This is a genomic window from Corynebacterium hansenii (genome assembly GCF_030408795.1).
Classification (GTDB): Bacteria; Actinomycetota; Actinomycetes; order Mycobacteriales; family Mycobacteriaceae; genus Corynebacterium; species Corynebacterium hansenii.
The window spans coordinates 1,768,353-1,781,765 of sequence record NZ_CP047211.1; the positions used below are offsets into that span (position 1 = coordinate 1,768,353).

At 70.6% G+C, this 13,413-nt stretch carries 9 protein-coding genes and 2 pseudogenes; 1 reads left to right on the top strand and 10 read right to left on the bottom strand.

Going from position 1 to position 13,413, the window contains the following annotated elements:
* The 10 genes and pseudogenes from CHAN_RS07715 to infC all read right to left on the bottom strand — a co-directional run bounded on the left by CHAN_RS07715 (position 1) and on the right by infC (position 10,851).
* Positions 1–1,203 (bottom strand): acetylornithine transaminase, encoded by a 1,203-nt coding sequence (locus CHAN_RS07715; RefSeq protein ID WP_048744263.1) that lies wholly within the window; start codon positions 1,201–1,203, stop codon positions 1–3.
* Between the two features lie 251 nt (positions 1,204–1,454).
* Positions 1,455–2,348, bottom strand: a pseudogene (gene argB / locus CHAN_RS07720) (acetylglutamate kinase); the annotation flags it as partial.
* Between the two features lie 16 nt (positions 2,349–2,364).
* The gene (gene argJ / locus CHAN_RS07725; protein ID WP_290293420.1) at positions 2,365–3,558 is read right to left on the bottom strand and encodes a bifunctional glutamate N-acetyltransferase/amino-acid acetyltransferase ArgJ; all 1,194 of its coding nucleotides are present in this window, start codon (positions 3,556–3,558) and stop codon (positions 2,365–2,367) included.
* A gap of 32 nt (positions 3,559–3,590) precedes the next feature.
* Positions 3,591–4,634 (bottom strand): N-acetyl-gamma-glutamyl-phosphate reductase, encoded by a 1,044-nt coding sequence (gene argC / locus CHAN_RS07730; RefSeq protein ID WP_290288258.1) that lies wholly within the window; start codon positions 4,632–4,634, stop codon positions 3,591–3,593.
* Positions 4,635–4,987: 353 nt separating this feature from the next.
* Positions 4,988–7,474 carry a phenylalanine--tRNA ligase subunit beta gene (gene pheT, locus CHAN_RS07735; RefSeq protein WP_290288263.1) on the bottom strand — a complete coding sequence of 829 codons (2,487 nt, stop codon included), beginning with the start codon at positions 7,472–7,474 and terminating at the stop codon, positions 4,988–4,990.
* A gap of 34 nt (positions 7,475–7,508) precedes the next feature.
* Positions 7,509–8,558, bottom strand: a complete 1,050-nt coding sequence (pheS, locus tag CHAN_RS07740; RefSeq protein ID WP_048744269.1) for a phenylalanine--tRNA ligase subunit alpha — start codon at positions 8,556–8,558, stop codon at positions 7,509–7,511.
* Positions 8,559–8,660: 102 nt separating this feature from the next.
* Positions 8,661–9,482, bottom strand: a complete 822-nt coding sequence (locus tag CHAN_RS07745) for a TrmH family RNA methyltransferase (RefSeq protein ID WP_290288266.1) — start codon at positions 9,480–9,482, stop codon at positions 8,661–8,663.
* Positions 9,483–9,509: 27 nt separating this feature from the next.
* On the bottom strand, positions 9,510–9,893 hold the full coding sequence (gene rplT, locus CHAN_RS07750; RefSeq protein ID WP_048744271.1) for a 50S ribosomal protein L20: 384 nt from the start codon (positions 9,891–9,893) through the stop codon (positions 9,510–9,512).
* An 87-nt stretch (positions 9,894–9,980) separates the two neighbouring features.
* Positions 9,981–10,175: a 50S ribosomal protein L35 gene (gene rpmI / locus CHAN_RS07755; protein ID WP_035119589.1), complete on the bottom strand. Its 195-nt coding sequence runs from the start codon at positions 10,173–10,175 to the stop codon at positions 9,981–9,983.
* A gap of 124 nt (positions 10,176–10,299) precedes the next feature.
* Positions 10,300–10,851, bottom strand: coding sequence for a translation initiation factor IF-3 (infC, locus tag CHAN_RS07760; protein WP_048744273.1), 552 nt, complete (start codon positions 10,849–10,851; stop codon positions 10,300–10,302).
* A gap of 623 nt (positions 10,852–11,474) precedes the next feature.
* Here infC and CHAN_RS07765 point away from each other — a divergent pair.
* Positions 11,475–13,085, top strand: a pseudogene (locus tag CHAN_RS07765) (YeeE/YedE thiosulfate transporter family protein).
* The last annotated feature ends 328 nt before the right edge of the window (positions 13,086–13,413 follow it).

Below are 13,413 nucleotides of genomic sequence, written 5' to 3' on the forward strand. Positions count from 1 at the left end.
CTAGTCGTTGTTTTCGTCGAGCGCGGCCTGCGCTTCGGCGAGGCAGAGGTCGACGAGTTCGACGGCGCGGTCGATCTCCTCGTCCGTCAGGTTCAGCGGCGGGACGACGCGCAGGACGTTGGCCTGCGGGGCGTTGAGGATCACGCCGTTGCGGTAGCCCGCGTCGACCGCGCCCTTGGCCAGCGGGCCGTCGAGCACGAGGCCGAGCATGAAGCCGCGGCCGCGGACGTGGTCGACGTGCTCCAGCGACGCCAGCTTGCGGGCCATGACCCGGCCCTTCTCCGCGACGCGGTCGATGAGCCCCTCCGACTCCAGGACGTCGATGACGGCCAGCGCGGCGGCGGTGCACACGGGGTTGCCGCCGAAGGTGGTGCCGTGGGTGCCCGGGGTGAACAGCTTCGCCGCCTCGCCGTGGGCGACCACGGCGCCGAGCGGGAGGCCGCCGCCGAGGCCCTTGGCCAGGGTCATGACGTCGGGGACGATGTTGGAGTGCTGGTGGGCGAACCACGCGCCGGTGCGGCCGATGCCGGTCTGGACCTCGTCGACGATCATCATCACGCCGTAACGCTCGGTCAGGGAGCGGACCCGCTCCAGGTACCCCTCCGGCGGCGCGACGACGCCGGTCTCGCCCTGGATCGGCTCCATGATCACCGCGGCCACGCCCAGCGGGTCGGACTCGATGGTCTTGGTCAGGAACTCGATGTCGCCGTAGGGCACGAACTCGACGCCCGCGGGCATCGGCTCGAACGGGGCGCGCTTGTCGGGCTGGCCGGTCATGGCCAGCGCGCCCATGGTGCGCCCGTGGAAGCCGTGGTTGGTGGCGATGATCCGGCGGCGGCCGGTCAGCCGCGCGAGCTTGAACGCGGCCTCGTTGGCCTCGGTGCCGGAGTTGCAGAACATCACGCGGGTGTCCTCCGCTCCCCAGCCGGTCAGCTCGATGAGCTTCTCGGCCAGGGCCAGCGGGCGCTCGGAGGCGAAGATGTTGGACACGTGGCCCAGCTGCGCGATCTGCCCCGACACGGCCTCGACGATGGCCGGATGGCCGTGGCCGAGGACGTTGACGGCGATGCCGGCGAGCAGATCGAGGTACTTCTTGCCCTCGGAGTCGGTCAGCCAGGGGCCCTCGCCCTTGACCAGCTCGATGCGCGGCGTGCCGTAATTGTCCATCATCCTGGAGGTCCAGGCGCCGGTGAAGTCGGTCATCACGCTTTTCCTTCGGGGTCGGGGTTTGGGTCGGGGTTGGGGTTGGGTTCGGTTGCGGTGCGGGGGCCGGTGCCGGTCGCGGCATCGGAGTCCTCGCGGTCCGAGATGTCGGCCGCGGCGTCCGCGGCGGCGCCCGAGGGGCGGGCCGTGCGCGCGGCGACGTCGGCCGCGGTGGCCTCGGCGTCCTCCGGGGCGCCCATCGCCGCACGCAGCGCGCGGGCGCCGGGGTCGTCGCCGAGCGTGCCGTCGCCGGGGCGCACCATCGTGCCGATGCCGCCGGAGGTCAGCAGCTCCAGCAGCACCGAGTGCGGCTGGCGGCCGTCGATGACGTGCGCCGCCTTGACGCCGTTGTCGACGGCGTGCAGGCAGGACTCCATCTTCGGGATCATGCCGGCGTCGAGGCCCGGGATGACGTCGCGGAGGTCGTTGGCCGAGATCTGCGACACCAGCGAGCCCTTGTCGGGCCAGTTGGTGTACAGGCCCTCGACGTTGGTCAGGATGACCAGGCGTTCGGCGCCCAGCGCGGCGGCCAGCGCACCGGCGGCGGTGTCGGCGTTGACGTTGTAGACCTCGCCGTCGACGCCCGGGGCGATGGTGGACACGACCGGGATGCGGCCGGCGTCGATCAGGTCGAACAAGGATTCCGACTTGACTTCCACGATGTCGCCCACCAGGCCGATGTCGGTGGGCTCGCCGCCGACGTCGACGAGGCGCTTCTCGGCGGTGAAGAGGCCGGCATCCTCGCCGGAGGTGCCCACCGCGAGCGGGCCATGGGCGTTGATCAGGCCCACGAGCTCGCGGCCCACCTGGCCGAAGAGCACCATGCGCACGACCTCCATGACCTCCGGCGTGGTCACGCGGAATCCGCCGCGGAACTCGCCGTCGAGGCCCAGCCGGCGCAGCATCGACGAGATCTGCGGGCCGCCGCCGTGGACGACGACGGGCTTGATGCCGACGGTGCGCAGGAACACCATGTCCTGCGCGAACGCCGCCTTCAGGCTCTCGTCGGTCATGGCGTTGCCGCCGTATTTGATCACGACGACCTTGTCGCGGTGGTGCTGCAGCCACGGCAGGGCCTCGGCCAGCACGTGGGCGCGGTGTTCCGGGGTGAGGTCCTCGGTCAGATTGCCGCTGAACGGGCTCATGGGATGGAGGCCTTTCCTAGGTCGAGTACGCGGAGTTGATGTGCACGTAGTCGTGCGAGAGGTCCGTGGTGCGCACCGTCGCCGAACCTTCGTCGCCGGTGCCCAGGTCCACTTCCACGTGGATGTCGGGGCCGGACAGGTCGACCTCGCGGGCGTCGGGGGTGCCGCCGGTGTCGCGGCAGACCACGTGGCCGTTGAACGACACGGTGATGTGCGAGGGATCCATGGCCACGGGTGCGACGCCGACGGCGGCGAGCACGCGGCCCCAGTTCGGGTCGGAGCCGAACATGGCGCACTTGAACAGGTTGTCGCGGCCGATGATGCGCGCGGCGACCAGCGCGTCCTCCTCCCCGCCGGTGCCGGTCACGGTGATGGCGACGCGCTTGGTCACGCCTTCGGCGTCGCTCTGCATCTGGGCGGCGATGGAATCGCAGACGGCCAGCACGGCGGCGTCGAGTTCCTCCTGCGTCGGGGAATGGCCCGATGCGCCGGAGGCGAGCAGCAGCACGGTGTCGTTCGTCGACGTCGAACCGTCGACGTCCAGCCGGTTGAACGTCTTCTCCGAGGCCGCGGCCAGCGCGGCGTACGCCATCTCCGGCGTGATGTCCGCGTCGGTGGTCAGCACGCCGAGCATGGTGGCCATGGACGGGCTGATCATGCCGACGCCCTTGCCCATCGCCCCGACGGTGAAACCGTCGGCGCGGCGCACGGCCTGCTTCTCCACCAGGTCGGTGGTCATGATCGCCGTGGCGGCGGCCCGGCCGGCGTCATCGCCCGAATCGAGCTCGCGCACCAGCGGCGCGATCCCGCCCAGGACGACGTCCATGGGGAGTCGGTCGCCGATGAGCCCGGTGGAGCACATGGCGATGTCGGTCACGGGGACGCCGAGCTCGTCGGAAAGCGACTCGCAGGAGCGGAGCGCATCGTCGATGCCCGGTCGGCCGTTGCAGGCGTTCGCGTTGCCCGAGTTGAGCAGCACCGCGGTGATGGAGCCGTCGGCGACGTGCTTGCGCGTGACGGTCACCGGCGCCGCGACGACGCGGTTGCGCGTGAACACCGCCGCCGCCGTCTTCTTCGGGCCCTCGTTGACCACCAGCGCCATGTCCGGCTTGCCGGAGGCCTTGATGCCCGCGGTGACGCCCGACGCCCGGAAACCCTGCGGGGCGGTGACCCCGCCGCAGTCGGCGCCGAACTCGACCGTGCCGCCCACCGTCGCATCGGCGACGGAAAACTCCCCGGCGGTCACGGCGCGACCCCCGCCAGCGGCAGGCCGGCGGTCTCCGCCTGGCCGACGATGAGGTTCATGCACTGCACGGCCGCGCCGCCGGTGCCCTTGGTCAGGTTGTCGATCGCGGCGGTGATCAGCAGGCGGCCGGCGCGCTCGTCGACCTCGACCTGCACCTGCACCAGATTGGAGCCGATCACGGACTTGGTCTGCGGCTGGATGCCCTCGGCGAGCAGCTGGACGAACGGCTCGCCGTCGAACGCCTCGGCGTAGGCGGCCCGCGCGGAGGCCGTGGTGACGGTGGCGTCGGCGAGCGGCGCCGTGGCGGTGGACAGGATGCCCCGCGACGTCGGCGCGAGCACCGGCGTGAAGCTGACCTTGAGGTCCTCGGCGAAGGCGCCGAGGTTCTGCTGGAACTCGGCGGTGTGCCGGTGCCGGCCGGCGGTGTTGTACGCCTTGAGGTTGCCCATCACCTCCGAGCCGAGCATCGGCACCGCCGCCTTCTTGCCCGCGCCGGACGTGCCGGTGATGGACACGACGGCGAAATCGGGCTCGACCAGCCCGGAGGCCAGGGCCGGGTAGAGCGCGATGGTCGCGCCCGTCGGGAAGCAGCCCGGCACTGCGATGCGGTTGGACTCCGCGATCTTCTCGCGCTGCCCGGGCAGCTCCGGGATGCCGTAGGTCCAGGTGCCCGCGTGCGGGGAGCCGTAGTAGTGCTCCCACTCGGCGGCATCGGACAGCCGGAAGTCGGCGCCGCAGTCGATGATGGTGACGCCCTCGCCCAGCTGCTCCGCGATGGCGGCCGAGTGGCCGTGCGGAAGGCCGAGGAAGACGACGTCGTGGCCGCCGAGGGTCTCGGCGTTGGTGTCCTCGATGCGGCGGTCCGCCAGCGGCGCGAGGTGGGGCATGATGTCGCCCACGCGGGCGCCGGCGTTGGAGGCGCCGGTCAACGCGCCGATGGTCAGTTCGCCGGACAGGTAAGCGGGGTGCGAAAGGAGCAGCCGGAGGATCTCTCCTCCGGCATAGCCCGTCGCCCCGGCGATCGCCACTGAAATGCTCATGCGGCCATTCAACACGTCTATTCACTCCAATGCAAGATATTCATCACATTGGCGTGCCGAGGCGCCGGCGGTTCGACGGTCCGGCGGCCCGGGCGGCGCCGCGCGACTTTCGGCCGCCGCGCTTGACGACGGCCACCGGGACCGCGGTTCGCCGCCCTGGCGGTCGCGGCACTGGAAGCACCGCCCCCTCGTGTCCACCCGGTCGGCGCACCGCCCCCTCGTGTTTACCCGGACGGCGCACCGCCCCTTCACGTAAACCCACCCCGAATGCGCAGACCCACCCGTCACAGCGGGTGGGTCTGCGCATTCGGGGTGGGTTAGCCGGTGCGTCCCGGGAGGTTGCGGTGGTAGGGCTAGCCGCGCAGCTCGGCGTCGTGGCGCTGCTTGGCCAGCTCGATCGCGGCCAGGCGCCCCTCGGAGGCCTCGTCCTCGGTCAGCGTGCGGTCCGTGGCGCGGAAACGCAGCGAGAAGGTCAGCGACCGGCGGCCCTCGCCCAGCTGCTCCGACCGGTAGACGTCGAAGATGCGGATGGACTCGAGCAGGTCGCCCGCGCCCTCGCGGACGGTGGCCTCGACCTCGGCGGCGGGCACGTCGTCGGAGACCACGAGCGCCAGGTCCTGGTGCACGGCCGGGAACGGGCTGAGCACCGGCGCCGGGAGGTGCTCCTCCAGCGGCAGCGCGTCGAGGTTGATCTCCAGCGCGCACGTGCGCTCCGGCAGGCCCGCCGCGGCGATGACCTTCGGGTGCAGCTCACCGGCGTGGCCGACGACGCGGCCGTCCACGCTCAGCTCGGCGCAACGGCCGGGGTGCCACGGCAGGTGCTCGGCGTTGCGGATCTCCAGCTCCACGTCGGCGGCGCGGGCGATGACGCGCGCGGCCTCGATGGCGTCGGCGGCGGAGTAGGCGCGGCCCGGGCCCCACGGCGTGTCCAGCTCGATCTGGCCGCAGGCGACGGCGGCGACGTGCAGCGGCTGCTCCGGCAGCGACTCGCGCAGTTCGCGGAGCTCCTCCGCATCCGGCAGCCCGGCGGTCGACGGCATGGTGGAGCGGCCGTCGCCGCGGACCAGGCTGACCTGCTCGATGCCGTAGAGGGCCAGGTCGACCTGACCGCGGGAGACGTTGCGGCGCAGCGAGTCGAGCATGGCCGGCAGCAGCGTGGTGCCCAGCTGCGCGCGGTCGCTTTCCAGCGGGTTGATCACCTTGACGGTGTTGCGGCGCGGATCATCCGCGTCCAGGCCCCACACGTCGAAGACGTCGTTGGCGGTGAACGGGGTCGGCAGGATCTCCAGGTACCCGTTGTGGGCCAGCGCGTGGCCGACGCCGCGGCGCAGCTGCTGGCGCGGGGTCAGGCCGCGCCCGGCCGGGGCGACCGGCAGAACCACGGGGATGTCCTCGAGTCCCTCCAGGCGCAGGACCTCCTCGACGAGGTCGGCGGACATGGTCAGGTCCGGGCGCCACGACGGCGGGGTCACCGACAGCTTCCCGCCGCATTCCGACACCTCCACCGAGCAGCCGACCTCCTCCAGGCGGCCGATGACCGTCTCGCGGGAGTAGTCCACGCCGGCGACATCGGAGGCGCGGTTGACCGGGAACTCGATCGCGGCCGGGGAAGGGGCGTCGCCGACCAGCGTGCGGCCCGGCTCGACCGAGCCGCCGCCGAACTCGGCGAGCAGGCGGCACGCCAGATCCAGCGCAGGTTCGACCAGGCGCGGATCGACGTTGCGCTCGAACCGGCGCGACGACTCGGACGACAGCTTGTGGCGGCGGCCGGTGCGGAAGACCCGCAGCGGCGACCACGTCGCGGCCTCGAAGACCACGTCGGTGGTGCCCTCGGCGATTTCCGAGGTCACCCCGCCCATGACGCCGGCCAGCGACTGGATGCCCGAATCGTCGCAGATGACGACGTCCTCGGGGTCGAGCTTGCGCTCGACGTGGTCCAGCGTGGTCAGGGTCTCCCCCGCCTCGGCGTTGCGGACCACGAGCCCGCCCGAGATCGCCGAGCCGTCGAAGGCGTGCATCGGCTGGCCGAGCAGCAGCATCACGTAGTTGGTGATGTCCGTCGGCAGGTTCACGGCGCGCTGGCCCGCCAGCAGCAGGCGGCGGCGGATGAACCACGGGGTCTCGGCCGCCGGGTCGACGCCGGTGACGCGGCGCAGCCCGAAACGCACCGCGTCGGTTTCCGCGCGCAGATCGACGGGGATCGTCGCACCCTCGACGGGGATCTCCTCGACGTCGGCGGGGTCGGCGAACTTCAGGTCGAAGGCCGAAGCGATCTCGCGGCCCAGGCCGCGCAGCGACAGAGCGTAACCGCGGTCCGGGGTGATGTTGACCTCGAAGATCTCGTCGTCGAGCCCGAGGAAAGCCCGGGCGTCCTCGCCCGGGGCGCCGGACTCCGCCGGCAGGGTGAGGATGCCCGACGACGACGCGGTGAGGCCCAGCTCCGACTCCGAGCAGATCATGCCCTCGGACATCCGGCCGTAGGTCTTGCGCGCGCCGATTTCGAAATCGCCCGGCAGGACGGTGCCCGGCAGGGCCACGACCACGGTGTCGCCCTCGGCGAAATTGGTGGCGCCGCAGATGATGCCCTGCGGTTCACCGGTGCCGTTGGCGTCGCCGACGTTGACCTTGCAGTAGCGGATGGGCTTCTTGAATTCCGTCAGCTCCTCGATGGAGTCGACGACGCCGAACACCAGCGGGCCGGTGACGGGCGGCAGGGGCTCGTGGCCCTCCGTTTCGAAGCCGACGCGGACGAAACCGGCGTCGAGCTCATCGGGCGTGACGGACCATCCGGGATTGGCGGCGGCGACGACGTCGGTGACCCAGGACTGCGGGACGAACATTGAGGTGATTCTCCTTCGAGTGATGGGTTGCCGGTTAGCCGCGGATGCCGAACGGCTGGGTGAAGCGGACATCGCCCTCGACCATGTCGCGCATGTCGGACAGGCCGTTGCGGAACTGCAGGGTGCGCTCCAGGCCCATGCCGAACGCGAAGCCCGAGTACTCCTCCGGGTCGATGCCGGAGGCCCGCAGGACGTTGGGGTTGACCATGCCGCAGCCGCCCCACTCGATCCAGCCGGCGCCGCCCTTCTTGTTCGGGAACCAGACGTCGACCTCGGCCGACGGCTCGGTGAACGGGAAGTAGTTGGCGCGCATGCGGGTGCGGGTCTCGGGGCCGAACAGCTCCTTGGCCATGTGGTCCAGCGTGCCGCGCAGGTGGCCCATGGTCAGGCCCTTGTCGATGGCCAGTCCCTCGACCTGGTGGAACACCGGGGTGTGGGTGGCGTCGAGCTCGTCGGTGCGGAACGTGCGCCCGGGGCAGATGACGTAGATGGGCAGGTCGCGCTCCTGCATGGTGCGCACCTGCACCGGCGACGTGTGCGTGCGCAGCACCTGCAGCGAACCCTCCGGGGCGATGTGGAAGGTGTCCTGCAGCGTGCGCGCCGGATGGTCCGGAAGGAAGTTCAGGGCGTCGAAGTTGAAGTACTCCGCCTCGACCTCGGGCCCCTCGGCGATCTCCCAGCCCATGCCCAGGAAGATGTCGCCGATCTGCTCCGACAGGATGGTGATGGGGTGCATGCCGCCGCGCTGGCCGCGGGTCGTGTCAACGGTGACGTCGATGCGCTCCTCCGCGAGACGGCGGGCGGCGTCCTCCTCCTCGAGCACGGCCTGGCGCTGCGCGAACTCCTTCTCCACCTTCCCGCGCACCACATTGACGCGGCGGCCGGCGTCCTTGCGCTCGGCCTTCGGGATCGACCCCAGGGCGCGGCGGGCCTGCGGGATCGGGGCATCGTCGCCGAGATGCGCGCGGCGCGCGTCGGCCAGCTGCGCCAGATCGGCGGCTCCGGCGAACGCGGCGACCGCCGCGTCGGCGGCGGCGTTCAGCGCTTCCTCGGACAGGTCGATGGAGGTGGGGGTGTCGCTCACGTCAGATGCCCATTTCTTCGTCGGCGGGGACGACGGGGCGGCGGCGGGCATGCCGCGCACCGACCCCGTTCTTGACAACGGGCAATCATAGCGGTTCCGCGATCACTTGCCGCGCGCGGTCTCCCACAGGCACATCGCCGCGGCGGTGGCCAAGTTGAGCGATTCGGCGCCCCCGCGGATGGGGATGGACACGCGGGCGCCCGCGCCGGCAAGCACCTCCGGCGCCAGCCCATGGGCCTCGTTGCCGAACAGCCACGCCACGGGCCCGGCGGGCAAATCATCGCGGCCCAGGGTCACCTCGGCGTCCATGGTGGTCGCGAGCGTCGTGAAGCCCGCCTCCGCCAGGGACCGCAGGACCGCATCGACGTCGCGCTCGCGGGCGACCGGCACGTTGAAGACCGAGCCCGCGGACGAGCGCACGACCTTGCCGCCGAGCGGATCGACGGAGTCGCCTGCGAGCACGACTCCCCCGGCGCCCAGCGCATCGGCCATGCGGATGATGGTGCCGGCATTGCCGGGGTCGCCGCATTCGACGGGGACGACGAGCACTCCGGCGTCGCGGCCGGCGGCGACGGCCAGCTCGAGCGGCGACAGCACCGCCGCGGAATCGCACACGGCGAACAGGCCGACGGTGGTCACGGTCTCGGCCAGCGCCGCGGCGGCCGACACGTCGATCATCGACACCGGCCGCCCCGCGGCGGCGATCTCCCCGATCAGGCCCCCGTGCCTGTCGAGCGCCGAGTCGGTGGCGAACGCCTCGACGATCGCGCCCGCCCGCGCCGCCGCGTCGACGGAATTGAAGCCCTCGACCAGGAACCGCCCCGCCTTGCGGCGCGCGGCGGCCCTGTGGAGCTTGGAAGCCGAAACGACCCGCGGAGTCCTTGCAGTGAAGGTCTCCGCGGGTCGCCGGAAGTCGTCAGCCATGCCGACGAGGGTACGCGAACCGGTCGATTACTCGGCGGCCGGGGCGTTGACGTCCTCGGGCAGGGCGGCCTTGGCGGTCTCGACCAGGGCGGCGAAGGTCGCGGCGTCGTTGACGGCGAGCTCGGCCAGGTTCTTGCGGTCGACCTCGACGCCCGCCAGGGCCAGGCCCTGGATGAAGCGGTTGTAGGTCATGCCGTTGGCGCGGGCGGCGGCGTTGATGCGCTGGATCCACAGCTTGCGGAACTGGCCCTTGCGGTGACGGCGATCGCGGAACTCGTAGGTCTTCGAGTGGAGCATCTGCTCCTTCGCCTTGCGGTACAGGCGGGAGCGCTGGCCGCGGTAGCCCTTGGCGGAATCCAGGACTTCGCGACGCTTCTTCTTGGCGTTGACGGACCGCTTCACACGTGCCACGTTGGTACTTCCTTACTTGTCTGACGGATGTTGTGTTCGTTATCCGGTCCCCGGTCTTCGGCGGGGATCACGGGCAGTGGGAGGCTGTTACGCCTTGCCCAGGAGGCGCTTGATGCGCTTCTCGTCGGCCTTGGCGACGTCGGTCGTGCCCTTCAGGCGGCGGGTGCGGGTCGAGGGCTTGCCCTCGAGGAGGTGGCGGCGGTTGGCCTGCTCGCGGCGGAGCTTGCCGGCGCCGGTGACCTTGATGCGCTTGGCGGTGCCCTTGTGGGTCTTCTGCTTCATGTTTTTCGCGTCCTTTTCGAAATCTCGTTGTCCGGAACTCTGCGGTGGTCCCCGTTTCGGGGTGCGGCGAACCGCCCGGGATGCCTGCCGCATCCCGGTTCGCGTCGTCCCGGCCGTTGGCCGGCTACTTCTTGTTGCCCTTGCGGACCGGCCCCAGGACCATCGTCATGTTGCGGCCGTCCTGCTTGGCGCGGGTCTCGACGATGCCGTGTTCCTTGACGTCGTCGGCGAGGCGCTCCAAGAGTCGGAAACCGAGTTCCGGGCGCGACTGCTCGCGGCCGCGGAACATGATGGTGACCTTGACCTTCGACCCCTTGTCGAGGAAGCGGACCACGTTGGCCTTCTTCGTCTCGTAGTCGTGATCGTCGATCTTCGGCCGGAACTTCTGTTCCTTGACCACAGTCTGCTGCTGGTTCTTGCGAGCTTCCCGGGCCTTCTGGGCCTGCTCGTACTTGAACTTTCCGTAGTCCATGATCTTGCAGACCGGCGGCTTCGCGTTGGGGGCGACCTCGACGAGGTCGAGATCGGCTTCGTACGCGAGCTTGCGGGCGTCATCCGTGCGAACGATGCCGACCTGCTCACCACCGGGTCCGACGAGTCGGACTTCGGGAACTCGGATTCGCTCGTTGATGCGAGCTTCAGCGCTGATGTGGCCTCCTAGGTAGTGCCTGTACATTTCGTTGCCGAACCGCCGGAAGCAAATGTACGAGGGAAGCCACGCGAGGCGGCCCGTTGCCGGGCCACGACGCCTTCCGATGTGGGTGGGCGCGCGGGCCGGCAAAGGCCTTCTTCGCCCCATCGGGTCGACCCCGGCGCAACCATGATTCTTCGGCGCACCCAGGGTGGGATTCTCTCCTCTTCGCTACCAAGGCGAAGGCGCGGTGAAGCGCCGCCGCTTGGCGGTCGTGTGAATGACGCTAGCACGGGCACCCCCGATCGACAAAACGGGCGGCGCGCCCCGCACCGCACATCTGCCCGCGCACGCCACGCGCACGTCGCCCCCCGCTTGCCCGCCGTTTGCCCGCGCGCATGGCCCGCACGTTCGCCGGCATTTCGCTTTGCGACGGCCCGGCCGCGCCCCGGTTCGCAGGAAAACCGGAAACCACCGTAGCCCACGGCGAACGAAGAGCATGGCCGAAAAATAGACCGATCTGACTAGACAGACTTGTCCGTATGTGTGTAGCGTGCACACCGCGCCTGATCGACGCATGACCGTCGTCAAGCGATTTCGAGCAATTCCCCCTCCCCCGCCCGGCGCCCCGCCGGCCCGGGAAAAGATGAACAGGACGGTGCATTCGCATGCTCCTCACCGGTGCGGTCCTCGGGACCATCCTCGGTTACGTGCTCCAGCGCGGGCGCTTCTGCGTCACGGGCTTCCTCCGCGACCTCTGGCTGACGAAGTCCATGCGCGGCTTCACCGCGCTGATGCTCGTCATCGCGGTGCACGCCGTGGGCTTCTGGGCGCTCGCCGGCGCCGGCCTGGTCGAGCTGAAGGACCAGAGCTTCGCCCCCGCCGCCACCATCGCCGGCGGCCTGATCTTCGGCTACGGCATGGTGCTGGCCGGCGGATGCGCCACCGGCACCTGGTACCGCGCCGGCGAAGGTCTGGTCGGTTCCTGGCTCGCCCTCGCCGCCTACGCCGCGACCGCCGCGTTCATGCGGCTGGGACCGCTGTCCGGCTTCACCGAGGCCGCGCGCGACCGCACCATCGGCTCCGGCACCATCCACGGCGATCTCGGCGTCCCCGCGTTCGTGCCGCTCATCGCGCTCGTCGCGGTGACCGCGTGGCTGGTCTATCGAGAAGTCTCCAAGCCGAAGATCGAGATCCCGGGCCTGCCGCCGCGCAAGACCGGCCTGGCGCACCTGTTGGCCGAGAAGCCCTGGGGGCTGCTCACCACCGCCGCCATCGTCGGCGCCCTCGGCGCCATCGCCTGGCCGCTGTCCCAGGCCACCGGGCGCAACTCCGGTTTGGGCATCACCACTCCCTCCGCGCACCTCGTCGCCTGGTTCGGCACGGGCGAGTCCGAGTACATGAACTGGGGCACCCTGCTGGTCCTCGGCATCCTCGCCGGGTCGTTCATCGCGGCCAAGGCGTCCGGCGAGTTCCGCGTCCGCGTCCCCAACGCGCAGATCGCCAAGCGTTCCGTCGGCGGCGGCGTCGCCATGGGCGTCGGCGCCGTGCTCGCCGGCGGCTGCACCGTCGGCAACGGCATGGTCGCCACGGGCCTGTTCTCCTGGCAGGGCTGGATTTCCCTGGCCGCCATGGCGCTCGGCGCCGGCCTGGCCGCCCGCATCTACCTCATGCGCAAGCCGCTGCTGCCGACCTCCGTCCGTTCCGCCCTGTCCCGCACCCGTTCCCGCGATGACGGCAAGGACGGGGTCAAGGACGGCGCCGCGGACGAAAGCGACACCGCAGTCAAGAGCGGCACCGCCAACACCGGCGCCGCCGACGCCGAAACCAGCAAGGTCAACGCCTGACCTGGCGGCGGGCCCGCGCCCGGACGATTCGGCGCGGATCCCCACTCGCGGCGACGTTCCACGGCCAGAACCGGCAACCCCTCTTCCCCGCTGGTTCCACCGTTTCACCGCTGGTTCCACCGTCGCATTCAGCCACCGCGTTCCACCGTCAGATTCATCCACCACTTTCCACAGCCACAATCAACCACCACGAAAGGACCCCACATGGCCACCCACGTTCTCGAGACCAACGGCGAAGTCTGCCCCTTCCCCCTCATCGAGGCGAAGCAGAAGATGGAGGAGCTCAACCCCGGCGACGAGCTGGTCATCGGCTTCGACTGCACCCAGGGCACCGAGTCGATCCCGCGCTGGGCCGCCACCGAAGGCCACGGCGTCAAGGACTTCAAGGTCGTCGGCGACGCCGAATGGTCCATCACGGTCGTGAAGAAGTAGGCGCCGAAGAATACGACGGCGCCGATTTCGCCCGCGCCATCCGTCGCAAATCAAGCCCGTCCCGGACCAGTTCCGGGGCGGGTTCCGCGCGTCCGGGCGAGGCCTGCGGGGCAGCTGGAAGATCGGCGATTCACCGGGCATGGTTAGCGAGCCGAACGTAGTGTCGTGTGCATGAATGCGCCCGATGACCGCAACCGGCAGCTGGCCGACGCACTCGCCGACTTGGCGGATGCCGCCGACCGCGTGGCCTCCGTCGCGAAGAATCTTCGCGGCGACCTGGACGTGACGGAGGCCGGAGGCACCGGCCCCGCGGCCACGCCGACGCCCG

Excerpts from the sequence above, each read along its gene's own strand:
- CHAN_RS07715 (WP_048744263.1), bottom strand. The coding sequence starts at position 1,203 with ATGACCGACTTCACCGGCGCCTGGACCTCCAGGATGATGGACAATTAC.
- argC (WP_290288258.1), bottom strand. The coding sequence starts at position 4,634 with ATGAGCATTTCAGTGGCGATCGCCGGGGCGACGGGCTATGCCGGAGGA.
- pheT (WP_290288263.1), bottom strand. The coding sequence starts at position 7,474 with ATGTTCGTCCCGCAGTCCTGGGTCACCGACGTCGTCGCCGCCGCCAAT.
- CHAN_RS07745 (WP_290288266.1), bottom strand. The coding sequence starts at position 9,482 with ATGGCTGACGACTTCCGGCGACCCGCGGAGACCTTCACTGCAAGGACT.
- rpmI (WP_035119589.1), bottom strand. The coding sequence starts at position 10,175 with ATGAAGCAGAAGACCCACAAGGGCACCGCCAAGCGCATCAAGGTCACC.
- infC (WP_048744273.1), bottom strand. The coding sequence starts at position 10,851 with ATGTACAGGCACTACCTAGGAGGCCACATCAGCGCTGAAGCTCGCATC.